This is a genomic window from Phreatobacter stygius (assembly GCF_005144885.1).
Classification (GTDB): domain Bacteria; phylum Pseudomonadota; class Alphaproteobacteria; order Rhizobiales; family Phreatobacteraceae; genus Phreatobacter; species Phreatobacter stygius.
On sequence record NZ_CP039690.1, the window covers coordinates 3,492,967 to 3,512,868 of the forward strand.

General features: G+C 65.5%; 27 protein-coding genes. 6 read left to right on the top strand and 21 right to left on the bottom strand.

Translation table 11 applies throughout. The features are described from left to right. The 15 genes from E8M01_RS16415 to E8M01_RS16480 are packed head-to-tail and all read right to left on the bottom strand — an operon-like array spanning position 1 to position 8,225. Entirely contained in the window at positions 1 to 222 is a 222-nt protein-coding gene (locus tag E8M01_RS16415; protein WP_136961098.1) for a hypothetical protein, read from the bottom strand. Further along, positions 219 to 536, bottom strand: a complete 318-nt coding sequence (locus E8M01_RS16420; RefSeq protein ID WP_136961099.1) for a hypothetical protein — start codon at positions 534 to 536, stop codon at positions 219 to 221. The genes E8M01_RS16415 and E8M01_RS16420 overlap by 4 nt, the downstream gene beginning before the upstream one ends. Further along, a complete protein-coding gene (locus tag E8M01_RS16425) occupies positions 533 to 1,237 on the bottom strand; it encodes a DUF7168 domain-containing protein (RefSeq protein WP_170181924.1) in 705 nt (234 codons plus the stop codon). Before E8M01_RS16425 ends, E8M01_RS16420 begins: the two co-directional genes overlap by 4 nt. After that, on the bottom strand, positions 1,234 to 1,452 hold the full coding sequence (locus E8M01_RS35085; RefSeq protein WP_170181925.1) for a hypothetical protein: 219 nt from the start codon (positions 1,450 to 1,452) through the stop codon (positions 1,234 to 1,236). Before E8M01_RS35085 ends, E8M01_RS16425 begins: the two co-directional genes overlap by 4 nt. Next, a complete protein-coding gene (locus tag E8M01_RS16430) occupies positions 1,449 to 1,823 on the bottom strand; it encodes a winged helix-turn-helix domain-containing protein (protein WP_136961101.1) in 375 nt (124 codons plus the stop codon). Before E8M01_RS16430 ends, E8M01_RS35085 begins: the two co-directional genes overlap by 4 nt. Beyond that, positions 1,820 to 2,269, bottom strand: a complete 450-nt coding sequence (locus tag E8M01_RS35270) for a hypothetical protein (protein ID WP_211596727.1) — start codon at positions 2,267 to 2,269, stop codon at positions 1,820 to 1,822. The genes E8M01_RS16430 and E8M01_RS35270 overlap by 4 nt, the downstream gene beginning before the upstream one ends. Position 2,270: 1 nt before the next feature. Continuing rightward, a complete protein-coding gene (locus tag E8M01_RS16440) occupies positions 2,271 to 2,528 on the bottom strand; it encodes a hypothetical protein (protein WP_136961102.1) in 258 nt (85 codons plus the stop codon). A gap of 8 nt (positions 2,529 to 2,536) precedes the next feature. Continuing rightward, positions 2,537 to 3,181, bottom strand: coding sequence for a DUF3164 family protein (locus E8M01_RS16445; protein ID WP_136961103.1), 645 nt, complete (start codon positions 3,179 to 3,181; stop codon positions 2,537 to 2,539). Next, positions 3,174 to 3,680, bottom strand: coding sequence for a helix-turn-helix domain-containing protein (locus tag E8M01_RS16450; protein WP_136961104.1), 507 nt, complete (start codon positions 3,678 to 3,680; stop codon positions 3,174 to 3,176). The genes E8M01_RS16445 and E8M01_RS16450 overlap by 8 nt, the downstream gene beginning before the upstream one ends. Further along, positions 3,677 to 4,057 (bottom strand): hypothetical protein, encoded by a 381-nt coding sequence (locus tag E8M01_RS16455; RefSeq protein ID WP_170181926.1) that lies wholly within the window; start codon positions 4,055 to 4,057, stop codon positions 3,677 to 3,679. Before E8M01_RS16455 ends, E8M01_RS16450 begins: the two co-directional genes overlap by 4 nt. Beyond that, a complete protein-coding gene (locus E8M01_RS16460) occupies positions 4,054 to 4,437 on the bottom strand; it encodes a LysR family transcriptional regulator (RefSeq protein WP_136961106.1) in 384 nt (127 codons plus the stop codon). Before E8M01_RS16460 ends, E8M01_RS16455 begins: the two co-directional genes overlap by 4 nt. Continuing rightward, the gene (locus tag E8M01_RS16465; RefSeq protein WP_136961107.1) at positions 4,428 to 4,991 is read right to left on the bottom strand and encodes a MarR family transcriptional regulator; all 564 of its coding nucleotides are present in this window, start codon (positions 4,989 to 4,991) and stop codon (positions 4,428 to 4,430) included. The genes E8M01_RS16460 and E8M01_RS16465 overlap by 10 nt, the downstream gene beginning before the upstream one ends. Continuing rightward, positions 4,991 to 5,761: an AAA family ATPase gene (locus tag E8M01_RS16470; protein WP_136961108.1), complete on the bottom strand. Its 771-nt coding sequence runs from the start codon at positions 5,759 to 5,761 to the stop codon at positions 4,991 to 4,993. Before E8M01_RS16470 ends, E8M01_RS16465 begins: the two co-directional genes overlap by 1 nt. Then, complete coding sequence (locus E8M01_RS16475; protein ID WP_136961109.1) at positions 5,762 to 7,954, bottom strand: Mu transposase C-terminal domain-containing protein; 2,193 nt, start codon at positions 7,952 to 7,954, stop codon at positions 5,762 to 5,764. A 1-nt stretch (position 7,955) separates the two neighbouring features. Further along, a complete protein-coding gene (locus E8M01_RS16480) occupies positions 7,956 to 8,225 on the bottom strand; it encodes a helix-turn-helix domain-containing protein (RefSeq protein WP_170181928.1) in 270 nt (89 codons plus the stop codon). A 118-nt stretch (positions 8,226 to 8,343) separates the two neighbouring features. Between E8M01_RS16480 and E8M01_RS16485 the strand changes: the two genes are divergently transcribed. From E8M01_RS16485 to E8M01_RS16505, 5 genes are all read left to right on the top strand, one after another. Beyond that, the gene (locus E8M01_RS16485) at positions 8,344 to 9,018 is read left to right on the top strand and encodes a LexA family transcriptional regulator (RefSeq protein ID WP_136961111.1); all 675 of its coding nucleotides are present in this window, start codon (positions 8,344 to 8,346) and stop codon (positions 9,016 to 9,018) included. A gap of 86 nt (positions 9,019 to 9,104) precedes the next feature. Beyond that, positions 9,105 to 9,677, top strand: a complete 573-nt coding sequence (locus tag E8M01_RS16490; protein ID WP_136961112.1) for a hypothetical protein — start codon at positions 9,105 to 9,107, stop codon at positions 9,675 to 9,677. Between the two features lie 730 nt (positions 9,678 to 10,407). Then, the gene (tsaA, locus tag E8M01_RS16495; protein WP_136961113.1) at positions 10,408 to 10,923 is read left to right on the top strand and encodes a tRNA (N6-threonylcarbamoyladenosine(37)-N6)-methyltransferase TrmO; all 516 of its coding nucleotides are present in this window, start codon (positions 10,408 to 10,410) and stop codon (positions 10,921 to 10,923) included. 76 nt (positions 10,924 to 10,999) lie between these two features. Next, entirely contained in the window at positions 11,000 to 11,983 is a 984-nt protein-coding gene (locus tag E8M01_RS16500) for an FUSC family protein (RefSeq protein ID WP_170181929.1), read from the top strand. 82 nt (positions 11,984 to 12,065) lie between these two features. After that, positions 12,066 to 12,389 carry a helix-turn-helix domain-containing protein gene (locus E8M01_RS16505; RefSeq protein ID WP_136961115.1) on the top strand — a complete coding sequence of 108 codons (324 nt, stop codon included), beginning with the start codon at positions 12,066 to 12,068 and terminating at the stop codon, positions 12,387 to 12,389. Positions 12,390 to 12,428: 39 nt separating this feature from the next. Here E8M01_RS16505 and E8M01_RS16510 read toward each other — a convergent pair whose 3' ends face one another. From E8M01_RS16510 to aceB, 6 genes are all read right to left on the bottom strand, one after another. Further along, positions 12,429 to 13,079: a flavin reductase family protein gene (locus E8M01_RS16510; RefSeq protein ID WP_246088760.1), complete on the bottom strand. Its 651-nt coding sequence runs from the start codon at positions 13,077 to 13,079 to the stop codon at positions 12,429 to 12,431. 175 nt (positions 13,080 to 13,254) lie between these two features. Next, on the bottom strand, positions 13,255 to 13,935 hold the full coding sequence (locus E8M01_RS16515; RefSeq protein ID WP_211596740.1) for a DUF2155 domain-containing protein: 681 nt from the start codon (positions 13,933 to 13,935) through the stop codon (positions 13,255 to 13,257). A gap of 187 nt (positions 13,936 to 14,122) precedes the next feature. Then, positions 14,123 to 14,530, bottom strand: coding sequence for an NADH:ubiquinone oxidoreductase subunit NDUFA12 (locus tag E8M01_RS16520; RefSeq protein WP_136961116.1), 408 nt, complete (start codon positions 14,528 to 14,530; stop codon positions 14,123 to 14,125). Positions 14,531 to 14,710: 180 nt separating this feature from the next. Then, positions 14,711 to 15,658 carry a DUF2076 family protein gene (locus E8M01_RS16525; protein WP_136961117.1) on the bottom strand — a complete coding sequence of 316 codons (948 nt, stop codon included), beginning with the start codon at positions 15,656 to 15,658 and terminating at the stop codon, positions 14,711 to 14,713. A gap of 281 nt (positions 15,659 to 15,939) precedes the next feature. Further along, positions 15,940 to 16,845: a TorF family putative porin gene (locus E8M01_RS16530; protein WP_170181930.1), complete on the bottom strand. Its 906-nt coding sequence runs from the start codon at positions 16,843 to 16,845 to the stop codon at positions 15,940 to 15,942. 266 nt (positions 16,846 to 17,111) lie between these two features. Next, the gene (aceB, locus tag E8M01_RS16535; RefSeq protein ID WP_136961119.1) at positions 17,112 to 18,722 is read right to left on the bottom strand and encodes a malate synthase A; all 1,611 of its coding nucleotides are present in this window, start codon (positions 18,720 to 18,722) and stop codon (positions 17,112 to 17,114) included. A gap of 194 nt (positions 18,723 to 18,916) precedes the next feature. Here aceB and E8M01_RS16540 point away from each other — a divergent pair, with 194 nt between their 5' ends. Further along, positions 18,917 to 19,873, top strand: coding sequence for a glycosyltransferase family 2 protein (locus E8M01_RS16540; protein ID WP_136961120.1), 957 nt, complete (start codon positions 18,917 to 18,919; stop codon positions 19,871 to 19,873). Positions 19,874 to 19,902: the final 29 nt, after the last annotated feature.

Sequence of the window (19,902 nt, forward strand, 5' to 3'; positions counted from 1 at the left end):
TCATCGCACGCTCTCCCCAAAAGCCCTCTCCAATTCCAGAATTTCGAGAGTGAGCTGCTCCAATCGGCCCTGAAGCGCCTTGCAGCGTGACGATCGCGGCCGCAGCCGCCAGCGCGCATCAAGGCGCGTCAGGCGGTCACGCTCCGCGCGTAGGGCGGCGAGCCGATCCAGATCGACGCGATCGAAAAGCGGCCCGTCGATGAAGGCGCGGACAGGTGTCACCGCCTTGCGCCTCCGGCTTTGGCGATTTCCTCGCGGCGCGCCAGCTCCAGCGCCATCTCCGCGACGAGCGGCCCATGCGTGACAATCACGGCGCGGTCGGCCGGTGCCATTGCCAGGAACGTACGCAATTCGTGTTCCCGCTCCTGGAACCACACGAGGGTCGACAGGATGGCCTTGGCCCGCTGCAGCAGACGGTCGGCTTCTGCCTCCCGAAGCTCGCCACGGTTCACCAGCCGGGGATAGGTGCGCTCTCGGTTCTCGATGTCGCCGCGCTGCTCAGCGATCTGCTCGCGCAAAGGGATGATTGCGGTCATGGCGCCTGCCCGATCAGTTTAGGCGCGTCCGGATCGCCGGCAACGCCACGGTTCAGGGCGACGTCATTCGCAGCCCGCCAACCGAGCGAACCGGCCTCGTCAAAGCGGCTCCGTCGAGGGGGTACTTTGATCCCTGAAGCCGAGGGGAAACGGCGGTCCCTGGCGGCCTCTGCGAGCGAGCGAGCCGCGTCGTTCTTGAGCGGAGCGAACAGGTCGACCAAGCGCATCCGCAACCGCATGATAAGGGCGGCGGTGAAGTCCGCGACCGCCGCCCGCTTGGTCGAGAGATTGCGGCGACGGCGATAGAAGGTCGAGGTCTTGAACTCGGCGACCTGCTTGTCGACGGCACGGAAACAGACGTCCCTCAGGTAGAGCGCGACCTCCGGTCCCGGCGAGGTACCGATGAACATGACGCTGGCAACCGGCCTACGCCCCTCGATGTCCTCGATCCTGATCAGGGCGGTGTTGGTGCATCTGGCGATTGTCGCCGCCAGCAGTGTTCGCCAGCCTGGTCGGACAACGGGCTCCCGCGCCGAGGCCTCGCCTATGTCCAGGTCGACCTCTTTCAGAAGGTGTTCCTGCATGAGCCTGGCCGCCAGCGCGGCAGCCGCGAGCGCCTCGGCCTCCGTGCAGCCCGCTGCGCGCGTCATCCTGCGCAAAGCCGCTATCTTGGCGCGTACCTTCTCGCGGGTAGTGCTCACGGTGCGCTCCAGAAGTCGGCGTGCTGGGCGATGATCAGACAGACCGCCGCAACGGCCAGGAACAGGAAGAACGGGAAGACGGCCTCGGCGGACGCCTCGTGCCCGGCCGGCGCGCGGCCGGCGAGCGTCAAGCCCATCCAGCAGGCCAGGAGCAGCGCCATCAGACCGGCGGCTCCCGCCGAGCAGAGAAGAATGAAATGCGGGAGCGCTGTCATGCTGCGCTCCGCTGGCCGTACCGCGCCCGGACATCGGCCGCGAGCGCGTAGCCCCGGCCCCGGTGATGGGCGATTTCAATGCCGAACGGCCGCAGCCGGCGACGGATGTTCGAGATGTGCACCTTGACGGCCGCCGGGTCGCGATAGACCACGCCGCGTGACAGATAGAGCAGTTCCGATAGGGTCTGCTCCGGCACCACATCACGGCTCAGCAGCGCACTGACGACACGCCCTTGCAGTGGCGTCAGCCGCCATTCCAAGGGCAAGGCGAGGTCTTGCCCGAGCGATCGTTCGAGCCGCTCCAGATGCTCCCGCGCTTCGGCGAGGTCAGCCGCCAGACGCGCGATTGTGCGTTTGGCAAGGCTGGTCATGCTGCGCTCCTCTCGGCTTCGATCACCGTGCAGGCCTCGATCGGCGCGGCGATCAACAGGCCGTCGTCAACGCGGACCTGGACATGTGTCGGCGACAACCGGCGAACGACCACGCCATTGAACTCGACGAGGCCGCGCTCCCAATCGTGTTCAGCGATGCTGACCCGCGTATCGGGCGTCAGCTCCAAGGGCGCCTCCGGAGATCCCAGGGCGCGTGCGATGCGGCTCGCGAAGCGATTGACCGCATTGATCGCAACCTGCTCGGAGCCGGCCTCGGGAACTCCTGGCACGAGCAGCGAGGTACCGTCATATGCGTGGCGAGCCTGGGCCTCGACCGCCTTGCGCAGCGGGCGGCTCTCCGCCCATGCGATCACCAGCATGTCTTTGGGGGGAACGCGGCCGAAGCCGATGACGCCGCGCCGGTCGGTCCAGCAATAGGTCTTCATGTCAGTACTCCTCTTCGGGTTCGCCGGAGGTGACGCCGCGCAGGTCTTCGAGCAGGAGCTGCGGGGCGGGTTTCCGGCGGCCGACACGGGCCGCGGCTCTCTGCGCCCGATCGAGTTCCGCCAGTTCCTCAAGGAGCCAGCCGAAGGCGCGCGGGTTTGACGTTTCCAGGCGGACAGTGACCGCCGACTTCGATCCGTTCGAACGGGACGAGAAGCTGGCGAGCCGGACCTCGCCGTCTTTCCAATGGATGATGGCCATCGCGTACCTCAAGCCGCCGCGACGTCGAGAGTGACCGCCACCCACTGACCGTCCGGTGTCGGGCGGCGATAGATCCGGAGGTAGCGCTTGGAGCCGATGACGCGCTCGGCATCCACGATCGCCTCCATCGCCCGGATCCAGCGTGCGTCATCGATCGATAGACGGCGAAGCGACAGCAGCTCGGCTCGATTGATCTTGCCTTCGCGGTCGACGTTGAACGCCCGCTCGACGATCGCGCGCAGATTGACATTCGCGTCGCCAGACCACTCGCGCAGGCAGTCATCGACGAGTGCCTTGGCGGCCTGAAGTTCGGTGCCGTATTCGAAATGGTCGGTGATCGCGACCTGGACCTTCAAGCAGCCGTCGTAAGTCGTGAAGGTGGTATTGCCTTTCACGCCACCGAGCTTCTTTCCGTACTGCTCGCCGACCAAAGCGACAAAGGCATCGACATCGGCGAATGAATGCGACTTGAACCGCGCGATTTGCTCGGCGAGCGGCTGTGCATAGCCTTCGATTTTGCGGACGAGCTGGTCCATGAGCCGGTCGATCGGCTTGATCACCTCGACCGGCACGAGAGCGCCGCGCGCATCGCGCATGTAGGGCCGGCCGTCCATATCGATCGTGGGTTCGGCAGCAGTGGTCTGCTCAGACATGTTTCGGCTCCTGTGCCGGCTTAGGTTCGGATTGTTGGGATGGGGTGGTGACGGCTGCGCCGATCACGGCGACAGCCAGGGCGAGGATTTCGTCCCGAGACGGACTGATGGTCTGACGCTCGGCCGACAGGACGCGATAGGCGACGGCGAGCGGATCGACATCGGGCGGCGGGACGAGCGCCGCTCGCGCGAGCGTCAGCTCCACCGCCCGCAGTGCCGCGTCGATCTCGAAGACGGCATTGGCGAGGCTGTTCGAGGTCCGACACTGCCGCTCGACGGTCCGGACGCCGTGGAGAACGGTCGTGTGGTCGCGGTCGCCGAGAGCCTCGCCGATCGCCGGATAGCTCAGGGGCGTGAACCGGCGGGCCATCAGATAGGCAATGGCCCGCGCCTCGCGGATCTCGACCGGCTTTCGATGGGAAACCAGGTCGCGATAGGTGAAGCCGAAATGTTCGGCGACGGTTTCCGCGATGATCCGAACGGACAGAGAGACGGTCATGCGGCACCGCCGTCCGGCTGGTGGCGTTCGATGCGGACCACCGGCAACGGGATCACGGTGGCGGCGAGTACGCCTCGCGGACCGATCATCTGGCCCATGTTCAAGCTCTCGCGCCGGAATATCTCGGCTAGATCGATAACGATCGCACCCAGTGCCGGATCGTGCTCGTCTTCGAAACCGACCGGAACGGGCCGCGGATCGGCCACGGGCCAGTCCGGCGAGCCGGCGGCTTCCAGGCGTAGCGCTTCCTGCTCCAGGTCCCGGAAGACCTGGCCGAACAGCACGACCAGGCGAGCCGGCAGCGCCTGCCGCGCAAGACCTTGAGCGGTGAAGAGATCGGCGAGCTGGTGCAGATTGTCGGAGAGCCGGGTCATCATGCGGCCTCCGCAGTGCGGACACCGGCGCCAGATCTGCTGGCCGGGTTCTGCGGGCAGCCCTGGCAGGCCTGCCAGTGCTTCACGTCGTCCCGCGATCCGGTGCAGGCGCCGATGTCGCGCTCGCGGAAAGTCTTGCAAGTGGTCGGCGCCAGTGCCCGATCGAGGTGAGGGCAGAACACCTGGTCGGCGAAGGCCTCGACGATCTTCGCCCGAAGGTGCTTGGTGTCTCCGACGTAGCTGCCGGACAGCGCCGATGACACGGCTGTCCGCGACACACCAAGCTCGCGCGCCGCTGCGGCCTTCGAGCCGAGGGTTGCGACGCGGGCCTGCAACAAGGCCAGCGCCTCGCCGTCCAACTGGGGATAGGTCTTCACGCGCATGGGAAGACCTCGCCGGTGTTGCGGTCGACAACGGAGCCGTCGCCACGCAGGCTCGGCGCAATGTCGCCGGTGTCACGCACCAGCCGCCACTGCTTGAAGCCGTTCGAGGTTGGCGCGGCACCCCGGGCGCGGACGGGCAGTTCGACAATGTGACCGGTTCGGGTCAGAGCCTTGAACCAGCGGTTCAGGGCGTTCTCCGGGTTCCGGTCGTTCGGGCGAGCGGCCAGCGTGACGATGTCGCCGATCGCAAATCGGATCTGCAGGCGCATCGCCTTCCAGGCCCGCTGGCGCAGGCTGTCGGGGCAGATGCGGTCCTTGCGCGTCCGATAGTGCGTGAACCGGCGGGCCGAACCGTCTCCCAGAGCTTCCTGCCCCGACACGGTCAACCGATAGACCCCGATTTCGAGGCGCTCGACGTAGCCGCGGGCGACCAGCCGGCCGACCGCGGAGGAAATGCCCTTGCGCGACACAGGGAGTGCATCGGCGAGCTGGTCGATGTTGATGGACTGCCGGCCGATCGCGCCCATCACCGCGATCTGGTGAGGGGTGCTCATCACAGGCCTCCCGGAACCACGATCGGCGCGCCGGTGCGGCGGTCGTTGACCAGCACCTGGCCGGAGAGGTGGCCGAGCTGAACCGGCTTGCCCTCGGCGGCGCCGTTGCGACGGCCGAAACGTTCCACCGTGGCGAGCGCCTCCTTGATCTCGCGATTGAAGCCGGCGGTCACGGAGTGGGTGAAGTCGACGACGTCGTCTGCCACCGGCACTTCGCAAATCCGGTCATAGAAGGCGCGGACATCACTCTTGGTGGCGTGCTCGAACCGCACATATTGGGCGATGCGGCTGGCGACCTGCGGGAAGGCCGTCAGGTTGTCGCGGATCTTGCCCATGCCGACCAGGACGAAGACGATGTCGCCCATGTCCGAGAAGTCGCGGATGCTCTCCATGATCCGGCCGGACCGCGAGATGTGGTCGGCCTCGTCAATAACCACCGCGAAAGTACGCTTCTGCAGCGTCAGGCTCGACTGCTGTTGCAGCATCGCCTCAAGGGCCTGGGAATAGCGCCTTTGGTAGCTATGGCCGGGCGTGATGCGGAACTGCGCGAGCAGGTCGTTGAGGAACCAGCTCGGCGTCCACTCTTTCTTGGCGCGCACATAGATCGCGCCAGTCTGGGCCGCCCAGCGGTGCAAGGCCGTCGTCTTGCCGAGGCCGGGCAGGCCATCGACCACCATCAGGCAGGCTTCCTGGGCGCCGCGCCGCTCAAGCGCCGTGAGCGCCGTCGAGAAGCGATTGACGTTGGCGGTTTCCACGAAGGAGTTTCTCATTTATGCAGACCTTTCCGCTCGCTCCGGATGGTCGAGTTCGTTTCTCGCGATGCTTCGCAGGCGCACGAGATCGAGCCCCGACATCCGGAGCAGTTCGTTTGTGGAGTGGGTTAGGATGAGGTCGCGCAGATACTCGCGATCGACCTCGGTCACGCGGGACGGGTTCTCGGCGACCCACCGGGCAAAGGCGACGTCGTCGGGGAAGAGCGGGCGGCCGTTGATGCTGACGATCTTCTGAACAGGCTCGGGCGATGCGGCCAGCTCGACCGCTCCGACATTGACCAAGGCACCGTCGCGATCGGCCAGCGTGGGCATTGGCGCGGCTGGACGCATGTCCAGAATGGCGGCCGGCGACAGTTCGCGGTCGACCGCGTCGATCTTCCGTTCGAGCCGTGCCCGGCGCGCCTGATGGCGCTTCTCCATGGCTGCCTGCTCGTAGGAGACCGGCACGTAGCGGGTCTTGTGGCCCTCGAAGGTTGCGACTGCGATCAGGCGCCCCGGCACGCGCTCGCCGTCGATTTCCTCGATCGTGCGCACCCACACCCTGGAGGCGTCGCGAATGTCGTAGCCGATGACGACATCCTGGCCGTCCAGCGGCTCCAGGGCCGGTGCGAAATAGCTGTTGCCCAGCCATTCGACGAGGGCGCGGCGGGTGCGGCGCAGGACATAGGGTCGGAACATGTCGTCCAGTTCCGCCTGGTCGGGGATGATCGGCTCGAACCCCTCAACCTTCGCGGCCCACATCTCGTTCGGCGTCATGTGACGCGTGCGGGCGATCTGCGGATCGCGGATGCGTGGCAAGCCCGAGTGCGGCCGACCGTTGTAGTCGGCGATCTCGGCCTCGACGTGCTCGAGGAAGGCATCCCATCCGGGGAGCAGGCGGGATGTGCCGGTGATGGCGAGGTCGCGGCGCGTGGTCTTGAAGACGAGGAGCTTCGCCTCCTTATCCATGTCGCGGCCGATATAGGTCGGCAGGCGCTTTGCCGCGCCGGTGTAGATCTGGTTGAGGCGCTCGACGACGCCCTTAGCCTGGGAATTGTAGGGGAGCGCGCGCATCGGCGTGATGCCAGCGCGGGCCATGAAGCCGGTCAGCGGCGCGTCCATCGCCTTGTTGCGATAGCCCGGGCCACGGTCGGTATAGAAGATGGCCGGAACACCGGCGCCGGCGCAGGCGCGGCGCAATGCGTCGACCACGCCAAAGGTGTTTTCGTCGAGTGCTGCCGACCAGCCGACAACGCGGCGGGTGCCGGCGTCGATGATGGTGGTCAGCTCAGGTCGGAACGGCCCGCCGTGGATCGGATGACTGACCTCGGCATCGAACGTCTTTCCATCCGCGACATAGACCGAAGTCGGCAGCAGGTCTTCGAAGTCACGCGCCGTATAGGCGAGCCGTGTGCGCATGGCGAGCTTGCCCACGCGGCCCTTCATGCGCTCCAGCTCGGGCATCTTGGCGAGGCAACGACGAACCTGCGCCTCAGTTGGCTGCGCAGTGCCAGGGGCGACCGATCTGTTGAAGTCGCGCAGGGCCTCGGCGATCGACGGTTTGGACGGCTTGGCGTAGAGCCGCAGGAAATCGTCGAACCAGGCCGGCAGGGCCTCCTTCGCCCGTTGGCCCGGCGCCAAGGCGATGATGCCGCGATCGGCCCGTACGGCGAACCACGCATAGATGGTCGAGCGCGCCAGGGTCCGGACATCGCCACGGCGATCGTTCGCCTTGCAGACCATGTCCATCTCGGCCGGATCGAGCTGGCCATCGGCCACCGCTTGCAGGAAGGACAACACGGTGGGCCTGCGGCCGAGGCCGCTGGCCAAACAGCGGGCGTCGATCGCCATCAGAACGGCGGCGCGGGCCTCCATGACTTCACGCTGATGGGCCGTCAGATCGCCGGTGCCGCGCGAGGCCATCTGACGCTTGTCCGCCTCGTGAGCGTCGATCAGTTCCTGGCTGGGGGCGGCGGGGTCCGTCAGCGCGGTCTTCTGTGCACGGGCCACGATTTCGGAACGTGCAACGTCGGGCAACGCATCGGCCGAGACCTCATATCCGCCGCCGCGGCCGGCGCGGGGACGAACGAGGTCGGGACGATCGGCTCGGATGCGCGCAATGAAGTCTTTGGCTTTGGAGCGAGATGTTGGCAGTCCCGGCAATCGGGCTGACGCAATCTCCGAAGCGGCAAGCCAGGATGACACAGTCATCTCAGGCCACCTGCAGCGTCATGCGCGTATGGAGATCCGCGCGTGCTGAGAAGAGCATCTGGCCGTCAGGGCCATACCACTGTGGCCAAAGCTCATGACGCTCGACGCCGATGAACTCGGCAATAATCGCATGGGCATTCGGAAAACGGGCGGTCAGCGCCTTGTTGAAGGTGTCACGGGCGAAGCCATGCTCCTTTCCGAGGCGCTGCAAGGACGACCCACGCTTACGAACAGCGGCGATGATGTCCTGGCGGTGCCAGTTCTTGCCCATAAATGCCCCTCGCGTGCCAGATGTGGCCGTGATAACCATCTCTGACTATCAGACTTGTAGGAGCTTTGCCTGATCAGGCAAAACGTGTCAAGCCTGATCAGGGATTTCGGGGCTTGATATGGAAAAGCCGTTGCCGCCCGAAGAAGCCGCCTTTGTGGAGCGCTTAAACGCCGCGATCGATCGCGCTGGCGGTGCGACTAAGGTTGCCCCCAGATCTGGCGTGGCGGTCAAAACGATCTACAACTGGCGAACGGGCGTGAATGCCACTGCAGCCCTTGCGCTTCATCGGATTGCGAAGGGCTGCGGAATATCACTTGATCAGCTCTTCGGTTCGTCAACGATCGCCGGATCTGGAACTGAAATTCCAGATCTGGCGACCTATGTTGACATTCCGATTCTCGATGTCGTCGCGGCGGCTGGGGGCGGCGCTGAGAACGATCAGCCTAACGTCATTGGGCGAACGGTCTTCGCGCGTGCGTCGCTACGCAATCTCGGCATATCCCCGGCCAAAGTAATCGCGCTGCGGGCCAGCGGGGACAGCATGTTTCCGACCATCGCGGATGGTCAGATGGTTCTGATCAACACAGACACAACCGATCTGAAGGATGGGGCAATCTACGCGATCTGGGCTCCCCACGGGCTGCGTCTCAAGCGCATCCAACTGCAGATGGACGGCGGGATGCTTCTCATCTCGGACAACAGAGAACTCTACACCCCGGAGCACATCGCCGCGCGGGAGGCAAACGCCATCCGTTTCGTCGGTCGGGCGTTCTGGACTGAGAGGTTAATATAATGGAAGTCGTAATTGTCTTTCTGTCCTTAGCTTTTGTCGTCTCGTTTGTGGCGGTCTTTCCCAGGCGCACAAGGCGGCTAGCGATCATGAGCGCTATTCTCTGCGCGGTGGCCCTTGTGTTCATCGTCGGCAAACTTGACGAGCGGGCACAAGCGCAGGGCTTCCTCAATATGAGCGACAAGAACGCAGCAGAGCGAGCCGGCGTGACAGATCCGGCGGAATGGAAGCGGCGACGCGAAGCCGACGAGGAGGCCACGCAGAAGGCAGCCGCAGCCGAGCGTGAACGCAAGGAAAAGGAGGTGGCGCAGAAGGCTGCGGAGGCCGCAACCCGCGAGGCTGCTGAGCAAGCCGCCTGCAAGGCTGACCTGAAATGCTGGGGTGAGAAGCACTCCATTGCGGGTAGCGTCTATTGTCGGCCTTATGTCGAGCGCCTGGCTGCGAACAATTTCGAGTGGTACGATAGTCTTCTGGAGCCCAAGTTCAGTCACTATCGATGGGCCAACCGAGCATCGGGCGTCATCACGCTTATCGGTGACAAAGTGAAGTTCCAGAATGGCTTCGGTGCCTGGATCATCCACACCTATGAATGTGATTTCGATCCGGTCGCGAAGCGGGTTGTGGACGTACGAGCGCGACAGGGGCGCATACCCCTCAACTAGCCAGAAGGGACAGGCCGGCGGGCCAGTTCGATCGACTGTCCAGGGCCGGCCCAATCGAAAGGCGGGTGAAATATCCACTTCACCGCCAATGCTTTAGGTAAACTGGCCCGGAGGCAGAGAACTGGCCCCCTCATAGGGCCAGTTCCCAGAAAACGAACTGGCCCGGCGTTACATGCTCAGGGACGACGTCGCGCCCGGCGGGCTCATGGTTGCGCTGAGGCAGGTCGCGGAGTTCATCTCGTTGCGTCGGGCACCTCGGCGTTAGCCACGACAGGCCAGTTGACTCCGGCAACGCCGGCCAATTCCCGCAGAGGCCGGGTCGAAACCCTAAGCGTTGCAAGACCATACATGAACTTGGCCGGCGCCGATGAAACTGGCCGGTGTTCCGGCCAGTACGACTTTCGAACTGGTCGGACGGTCTGCGGCACGTCGTTCCGCAACATATTGATCGCAATTGCGCATTAGCGCGCCACATTCGATCGCAACTGTCCAAAATGTCGCGTCAGGTGCCCGTCGTGACGCTCATTTCTGTCCAGAAGCGCGGAACAACCGATCCTCGCAGATACCGCCGCCGCATCAATGCCTTAGATGGTGTCCAGGGGCCGCGTCTGGTGTCCAAAATGAACAGGTCCCCCACAAAGGTCGCGCGCGGCGCTCCGCCGCCAAATCGGTTGTCCCAGCAGGCAGCCAAGCTGATAGTGGCCCATCGCATCGGCGCATTGGCGGCATCATGGTCAGGCTCAACGAAATCCGTGCAGGCGAAGTGACGGTGGATGCGCCGCCGGCGACCGATGCCGGGCTGGTCTTCATCGGCCGGATCCACACCCCCTGGACCTCGCGGCTCGAATGTCCGCGGCTCGGCCGGCCCGACGGTCCGGTCTGCCGCGTCGCGCTGTTCGAACCCTGGCTCGCGGCGCTCGACGGCATCGCCGCCTTCGAACGGCTGGAGGTGCTCTACTGGATGCATCTGTCGCGCCGCGATCTGGTGCGGCAGAGCCCCGCCGATGATGGCGTCACACGCGGCACTTTTGCGCTGCGCTCGCCGGCCCGCCCCAATCCGATCGGCACCGCCATCGTCACGCTGGTCGGCATCGAGGGCGCGACCTTGTCGGTGCGTGGGCTCGACTGCCTGGATGGCACGCCACTGATCGACCTGAAACCCGATCGCGGGCTGTTTACGCCGCTCGCCAGGCCACAGAAGGGCGACTTCGACGTCGGCGATGCCAAGCCGGACGAACCGGCGTGACAACCCGCGACGACGCGACGGCCGACGGGTCTGCCGTGCCGCCGCCATCGGGCGATCCGCTCTGGGCGCGCTCGCTGTGTTTCACCGCCACGTCCTGGTTCCGGTCATGGTCGGGCTGTCGGCCGGCGGCCGCGCCTGGCTGCCCTATGGCATGCTGGCGGCGATCGTCGGCTTCAGTGGCGATACCGGCGGCCAGCCCTGGCCACGGCTTGCCTGGATGGCCGCGGCGGTTGGCGCGCTTGCCATCGGCGGCGCCATTGGCACTTGGGTGCAAGGCTCGCCGCTGCTGCTCTGCCTCGCCTTCGCGCTCGCCGGTATCCTCTATGCGCTGACCGAAAGCGCCCATGCCATTGCGCTGACCATGTCGCGCTTCGGCTGTTTCGCACTGGCGCTGAGTGCCTTGCAGGCGCCGCTCGGCCTGTTCGATCTCAAGATCCTGGCCGGCGTCACGCTGCTGGCCTGGCTCATCTCGATCGCCTGGGATCTCGCCGCCGGCGCCTGGCGCCCTTCGACCGTGCCGCATTGGCGCGCGGTCATGCTGGCGCTGCATGCGCGGGAATTGAAGCGGGTCACCTTCGCGGTCGCTACCGCCATCACCATTCCGCTCGCCTTTCTCGCCAGCTCGGCGCTCGGCCTGCAGAAGCCCTATTGGACCATGCTCACCCTGGTCCTGGTCCTGCGCGTCGATTTTCTGTCGAGCCGCCGGCAGATGCTCGATCGTTTCGCCGGCACTTTGCTGGGCGTGATGGCCGCAGGCCTGCTCGCCTATGTCGCGCCCTCGCACCACGCGATGATGCCGGCCCTGATCCTGGTGGCCCTGCTGCGCTGGCCGGCGCAGCAGCAGCACGGCATCCTCGGTGTCGCCTCGATGACCGCCTTCGTCATGCTGACCATCGAGATCACGGCGATCTCCTCGGGTGACGCCTTGCCGCTGTTGGAGGCGCGCATTCTCGACACGGCGCTTGGCTGCGTCTTCGCGCTGGTCGCTCTGCTCCTGGAGCATCTGCTGCGCCGGACCGTGCTGCGGATCCGCCTGACCCGCCGCGCGCCGCTGATCTGAGATCGCGCGATCTCCTCGCAGCTGCGTTTGGTCGACGCTATGCTATGGATCGGCGGTGTCGAACCGGAGCGACGGGTATCCCATGCCGAGCAGTCAGGATCATCTCTTGGGCCGCCAGATCGCGGCCGCGCGGGCTCTCATCGGCCTGAGCAAGGCGGAGCTTGCGGCCGAGGCGAAGATCACCGTGGAGGCGCTGCGCCAGATCGAATCGGCCAGCGGCGCGGCCGTCGGGCCCGCCGACGCCATCGCCGCGGTGCGGGCGGCGCTCGAGCAGGCCGGCGCCGTGTTCATCCCGGAGGACGGCCTTGGCGCCGGCGTCAGGCTGAAGTTCACCCGCCTCGAGACGCGCCAGATCGGCCGCTGGGAAGGCGAGGGCGGTCGCGCAGCCGATGACGACGTGCCCTGATCTTGCACGCCGGGCAGCGCCAGCGCCCGGCCCGCGGGCTCAGCCGGTCCTCTTGTTGGCCTGGCTGGCTTGCCAGTCGGCATAACTCACGCGGTTCAACGCGAAGACGTCGTGCTGGCGCGTATAGAGATTGCCGTAGAGCCGGCCGATCGGCTTGTAGGCCTCGATATCGACGTCGAAGCGCTCGTTCATGACGTCCTCGCGGACATGGACATGCATGACGCGGCCGACCAGCAATTCGCGCTGCGGGCCGAAAGCGAGCGACACCTCGCGCCGGCACTCCAGCGCGGCCGGCGCCTCCGCGATGCGCGGCGGTTTGACCAGGGTGGAGGCCGCGGTCGTCAGCCCTGCGGCCGCGATCTCCGACACCTCGGCCGGGAAATCGGTGGCGCAGATGTTCATCGCTTCGGCCAGCGCCTCGTCAACCAGATTGACCACGAATTCGCCGGTCTCCTGGATGTTGAGCGTGGTGTCCTTGGCGGAATGATCCGGTTTGTGCTGCAGGCCGAGCACGACCAGCGGCGGCGCCTCGGAAAAAACGTTGAAGAAGGAGAACGGCGCGGCATTGACCTCGCCCTTGGCGCTCATCGACGAGACCAGTGCAATCGGCCGGGGGATCACCAGCGAACAGAGGATCTTGTAGACGCGGTCATCGGGCAGCGTATCGAGGGCAATCGAGCGCATGGTCATGCAGGCAGCACCTGGTCATCCGGCCCCGGGCGTGGGGTTTCCTATTCACCCTGCATCTCCCGTGGTTTCAACCCACAATCCGGCGTCCCTGCCGCGATGCGGCGCAGCGGCGTGCCGGATGTCCGGCAGGGATGGAACCGCATCGAAAGGGGGAGGAGGCCTGCGCTCCGCGCGCTCAGCGTGTCGCTGGCGGCTGGCTCTGGGCCTGGCCCGGAATGACCGGCGCGCTTTGCTTGCAGTCGGTCAGCCAGACGTCATAGACGGCGTGCTCGACCCCCGACAGGCCGGGGCTGGCGGCGAACATCCAGCCGGAATAGATGCGCCGCACCTCGCCGTTCAGCGTCACCTCGTCGACCTCCACGAAAGTCGTGGTCTGTGGTGTTTCGGTTGGCGGCCGGGTGTAGCAGACCCTGGGGGTGACCTGCAGCGCACCGAACTGCACGGTCTCGTCGATCGCGACGTCGAAGGCGATGATCCGGCCGGTGATCTTGTCGAGGCCGGAAAACACCGCGGTCGGATTGGTGATGCGCTGCCGCGGCGGAGCGATCACCGTCTCGTCCGGCGCCGGTGCCACGGTCTCGCCGGGCAGTGCACGCCGGCGCTGGTCGCGCGACGCGTCGGGTTGGCCGGACGGTGGCGTGTCGGAGGGCGTCGCCGGCCGGGCCGGCCGCGCCTGCTGCGGCGGGCGCGGTGCCTGCGGGCTCAACTGCTGGGGCTGGCCGGGCTGACCCGGCTGGGCCGGGCGCTGCTGCTGTTGCGGCGGCGGCCCCAGCTGCAGCTGCGCCAGAGCGCTCGTGGCGATCATCGGCAGGACGGCAAGACCGGTCAGGAGCGCGAAGCGCGGGACAAAGAGCATCGCCAAGCGGGACTACCGTCTCTGCTACGCCGCTCAGCAGCGGGCCCATGCGAGCCCGATGCACGGCATGAAAACAAGGGCGCTGGCGCCCGGTGCGAGCCTGGAACTATCACGTCGATCGTGGCGGAACCAAGCCGAGGCAAAGGATTTCAGCGAGATCCGGCCGGATCACGGCCGGTCTCCGAGATCACCGGCCCGGGGTCCAGGCCTCGTAGTCACCGGTGGCATGCGGCCGCTTGCCGCCGGCAAGCGTCGAGCCGGGCGGACGATAGGCGTGCGCCGTGCCGGTCATGTTCTGCAGGTGCGGCTTCTGCCACGGCCGCGGCTCATAAGCCTCTTCGGTCGGCGGCGTCTCGGTCTTGTGGTGCATCCAGCCCCACCATCCCGGCGGAATCGCGGACGCTTCCGCCAGGCCCTTGTAGACCACCCAGCGCCGCTCATGGCCGAGCGCCGGATCCTTGGCGTAGCGCGAGCGGTAATATTTGTTGCCGGCCTCGTCCTCGCCGACGAACACGCCGTAACGCCACACGGTATATTGCGTGCCGAAGGTCTGGCTGTTCCACCAGGTGAAGAACTTGAGGAAGAAGGTCTTCATCGCCCATCCGCTCTTGGTTCGTCGTTCGCGCTGGTTCATGCCACCCGTCAGGGGCCTTGTCCAGTATGACGCGGTGCACACAAGCAAACGGCCGCCCGATGGGCGGCCGCTGCATGGCTTTCAAGGCAAAGTCTCGGCTCTTTCGAGCGCCGAGCCTCCGCTCAGGCGCCGGCCAGGGGCTCAGACGTCCTCGCTGAAATCGTCGCCGCCGAAGTCGTCGCCGCCGTCGTCATACGAGGCGTTATCGTAGGAGCCGTTGTTGGACGCGGTGTCGTAGTTCCTGTCGCCACCGTAATCGGCATTCTGGTTGCCGCTCTTGTCATAACCGCCGTCGCTGCCGGTGACGCTGTCCGGCGAGCTGGCCGCTTTGTCGTCGGCTGAGGCCTGGGTCGATCCGGCCGCGGGTGTCGACGAGGCCGGTGTCGCACCGGCGGCGGGCGTTGCCGGCGTGCCGCCGAGCGCCTGGGCCGCGCGCGAGCCGCCGCCCATCATGCTGGAAATGGCATTGGCAGCCAGCATGCCGCCGGCCACGCCAACCGCCGCGGTGGCGGCCGTCGCCAGGAAGCCGCCGCCCTGACGCTGGGGCGGCTGTTGCTGCTGCGGCTGTCCGCCCCAGGGGCCGGGCTGACCCATGGCCTGCGGCGGCGGGGCGCCATAGCCACCACCGGGAGGCGGTCCGCCGAAAGCGCCGGGAGGCGGCGCACCATAACCACCGCCCTGCGGTCCACCCTGCGGCTGGCCCCAGGGGCCACCCTGCGGTCCACCTTGCGGCGGCCCGCCCATCGGGCGCGGCGCGGACGAGGGGACCGACGGCTTGGAGCCGAAAATGCCCGACAGGAACCCGCCTGAACCCTGCTGTGGCGCGGGCTGAGCGGCCTGCTGCTGCAACTGCTGAACCTGGGCCTGCAATTGGCGCAGCTGCGCCTGCTGTTCTTCGCTCTGCCGCGATATCTCGGCGATGGTCTGGTCGGAGACATACATGGATTGGAGCATGGCGTAGACGGCGCCGGGCTGCTGGGCCAGACGCTCTCTGATGAAGGCGTCGACCTGCGGGTCGCGCTGCTGCCCCTCGGCCGACCTCAAGCGATCAAACAGGCCGGCGAGAATGTCGCGCTCTTGTTCATTCATGGGGAAAGATCCTCCGGAAGACCATTCGTGGCGGGGTGCCCCCGCATCGACAGCCGGTTTCGCACCGCCGTATTGCTGGAAGATGTCACACCATCATCCGGTCGTGACAAGACCAAGGCGAACCCGCTGCCCGCTCAACATGGGACAGCTCAATGGGTTACGCCAGTGGCGGCACGGGCGCGGCGTGACGTCGCATCGGCCGGCGGGCTCGGCGCGAACGCCGCGCATGAAAAAGGCCGGGTCGAAACCCGGCCTCTTGTCGTCGTGGATCAAGGAGGGCGTCAGCGCAGCGGCAGCTTCGACCATTGCAGGTCGACCGACAGCGTGGCGACCACCGAATGGCCGCACCAGTTGGAGCGCCCCGAACCGCTGAAGACGCCGCGATAGTCGCTGGTCGTGGCAAAGCAATCGGTCGAGTTCAGGTTGGTGCCGTGATAGCGCAGGTCGAGCGTGACGGTTTCCTTGTAGGTCCAGGACACGCCGGCATTCCAGTAGAGATAGTCCTTGATATTGAAGTTGGTGCCGGTCGGCAGGAAGCTGGTCGTGCCGAGCCAGTAGTGGCCGATGGCGCCGGAGATGGCGAAATCGCTGGGCAGTTTATACTTGGCGTTCAATTCGGCATAGGTACCGGAGGCGCCGGTTCCGAGCCAGTTCGGCGCATAATAGACCGCGGCACCGATATTCAGCTGCGGCGTGAAATCATAACCGGCCTTGCCGTAGAATTCCCAGAAGTCGGTATTCTTCGGGGTCCAGATGCCGGCAAGCGCGGTCGGCGGCACCACGATGACCGGCGCCGGCCCGGCGACATAGTCGGTGATGAACTGCCGCTCCGGCGTGTAGAGGTAATACATCACACCGAGATCGAGGGTCAGGTTGCCGAACACCGGGCGGATACCGGCATAAAGGTCGATTTCACCGACCGGCGCATTCGGCAGCTTGGTGGTCCAGAACGCCGCGCCGCCATAGAGCCAGTTGTAGCGCAGCTCGCCATAGGCGCTGAACGCGGGGCCGCGTGCCGACTGCGAGATGCCGCGGAAATTGTAGTCGGACATCGCCTTGGCGCCGAAGGCGAAGTCCCAGGGCGAGACCGGTGCCGCGGGGGCGACCGGCACTGCCACGTCGGCCGCGAAAGCCGGACCTGCAAGGGTCGCCGCCATCAGGCCGGCGAGGATGGTCATACGCGCCATAATTTTCTCTCCATGGGCGATCTTGAAGGTGATCATCCGGCGGCGCGAAACCGCAGAAGTCACCTCGAAAACACCCATCGAGAGCACACCGTTCGCTGATTTCTGACAAGATTATAAAGGCAGCAGGACCGGGCCAGTCTGCTCAAATGTGGTGCAATGTGGGCGAAACAAAAGCGGCTGTGGCGGATCCGCCACAGCCGTCGAATGTCAGGGAGCTGTCAGCTTGCCGCCGGCCGATCATCCGGCCGGCGCGGCGTTCCCGATGACTAGACCAGCATCTTGTAGGCCGGCAGCGTCAGGAACTCTTCGAACTCGGCGGCCAGCGACAGGCTCTTGAACAGGGCGATGGCTTCCGGGAAGCGCCCATTGGCGAAAGCCTCGGCGCCGACCTCGCCTTTCACCTTGTCCATTTCCTCCGGCAGCGCCTTTTCGAAATAGGCCGGCGTGCAGGTCACGCCTCCCTCCAGCGCCACACCATATTTGGTCCATTGCCAGATCTGCGCGCGCGAGATCTCGGCGGTCGCCGCATCTTCCATCAGGTTGTAGATCGGCACCGCGCCGCGGCCGCGCAGCCAGGCTTCGATATATTGCACGCCGACGCGGATGTTCTCGCGATAGCCGGCCTCGCTCCGGGTGCCCTCGTGGATGGTCAGGAGTTCCTTCTGGCCGGCGGTGACGTCGTCGCGCTGCTTGGCCACCTGGTTCGGCTGCGGCATCAGCCGGTCGAAGGCTTCCATGGCCACCGGCACGAGGTCGGGATGGGCGACCCAGGTGCCGTCATGGCCAATGGTCGCCTCGCGCTCCTTGTCCGCCTTGACCTTGGCGAAGGCGGCCGCATTGGCGTCCGGATTGTTCTTGATCGGGATCTGCGCCGCCATGCCGCCCATCGCGAAGGCGTTGCGCTTGTGGCAGGTCTTCACCAGGAGCTCGGCATAGGCCTTCAGGAAAGCCTTGCTCATCACCACCTGGCCGCGGTCCGGCAGGACATAGTTCTGGTTCTTGGCCAGCTTCTTGATGAACGAAAAGATGTAGTCCCAGCGGCCGGCATTGAGGCCAGCCATGTGATCCCTGAGCTCGAACAGGATTTCGTCCATCTCGAAGGCGGCGGGCAGGGTTTCGATCAGCACGGTTGCCTTGATCGTGCCCTTGGGAATGCCGAGCTTGTCCTGGGCATGGACGAACACGTCGTTCCACAACCGCGCCTCCAGATGGCTCTCCATCTTGGGCAGGTAGAAATAGGGGCCAGAGCCCTGGGCAATGGCGTTCTTGGCGTTGTGGAAGGTATAGAGGCCGAAATCGAACAGTGCGCCGGACATGGCTTCGCCGTCGACCTCGACATGCACTTCCGGCAGGTGCCAGCCGCGCGGCCGCGGGATGATCACCGCCACCGTATCGTTCAGCGCGTAGGATTTGCCGCTCTTCGGGTCGGTGAAGGCGAGCGTGCCGGCCCAGCGGTCCTTCAGATTGATCTGGCCGTCGATCTGGTTGACCCAGGTTGGCGAATTGGCGTCCTCGAAGTCGGCCATGAAACATTTGGCGCCCGAGTTCAGGGCATTGATCACCATCTTGCGGTCGACCGGACCGGTGATCTCGACACGACGATCCTGCAAGTCGGCGGGGATCGATGCGACAGTCCAGGCGCCGTCGCGGATATGCTTGGTCTCGGGCAGGAAGTCCGGCAGCGCGCCGGTGTCGAACTGCTTCTGCCGCTCGGCGCGCAGCTTCAAGAGCCGCTTGCGGGTTTCGTTGAACTTGCGCTGCAGGTCGACAATGAAGCCGACCGCCTCGGGCGTCAGGATCTCGTCGAAACGCGGTCCCATTGGTGCCTTGATGGTGACGCCCGGCAGGGCACGCTCGATTGTCTGGGCTGCGGTCATGGCGCTGGTCCTTCGTGGCTCGCGGGCCTTCGCCCGCTTCGAGGGAATTATCTAACCGACCGGGGTCTTTGCTAAAATAAGCAAAAGCGACGAGCACTTGTTCCGTGAGGGAAAAGATCCCGTGTCGGGCGGCCTCGCTGGCTTTTCATCCAATGCCCGTCTATGTGATCGCGCCCGCCACAAATTTCGAGCCCATGGCGCACGTCACATCGATCGAGACCTATTCCTTCAGCCCGGCCGACCTGAAAGTCGATAGCCGTTTGCCCGGCATTTCCGCCTTTGTGCGGACCAAGAACGGCGCCGATTTCATTGCGCCGACCATCCTCAGCCACGCGCCTTATGTCGACGAGATCATCGCCGTCTATAACCAGTGCACCGATGCGACCGCCGAAATCCTGCTCCGCCTCCAAGGCGAGCTCGGCCCGGACAAGCTGAAGCTGTTCGACTATTTGCCGCGGGTCCATCCGCCGGGTTCGAAGGAACACGCCGCCGAACCCGGCGATTCGCCGCATAGCGTCGTCAATTATTCGAACTTCGCGCTGGCGCAGACCTCGCGCCAGATCGTTGTGAAACTCGATGACGACCACGTCGCCTTCGACCGGCTGCTGCGGCCGATGGTTGCCGACCTGCGCGAGAATGGGCTGAAGCCCGGCCGGATGAATTGTTTCTCCGGTCTCAATCTTGCCCGCGACGCCGAAGGCCGTATTGGCGTGCATGCCGGCACGCCGTTTTCGGGCAATGGCGATATCGGCTTCTTCGCCATGACGCCGGACGCCTATTTCGTCCACGACCGCCGGTTCGAGGATTTCCGCAAATATTACTTCGACCGGGTCTTCGCCGGTTTCGCCTATTGGCACATGAAATATCTGAAGTCGGGGCTCGGCTTTGCCAATTACGAGATCCAGAAGGGGCGCAACCGGCGTTTTGCCCGCAAGGAAAAGGATTTCCACGCGCGCCGCGAGGTGATCACGGTTGCCGAGGTCGCCGAAGCGATGCCGTCGGTCAGGGCGGCGGTGATGAGCCGCATCCCCTTCGACAAATGGGCGCTGATCGGCAATCGTGCCCGCGCCATGGCCAAGGAGCATGTCACCGACGCGGACCTCGCCGAATTTGTCGCGCGTTACCAGCTCGGCGAGCCGGTGACCGCCTGAACGCCAAAGGGCCCGAAGCGGCGGGACCG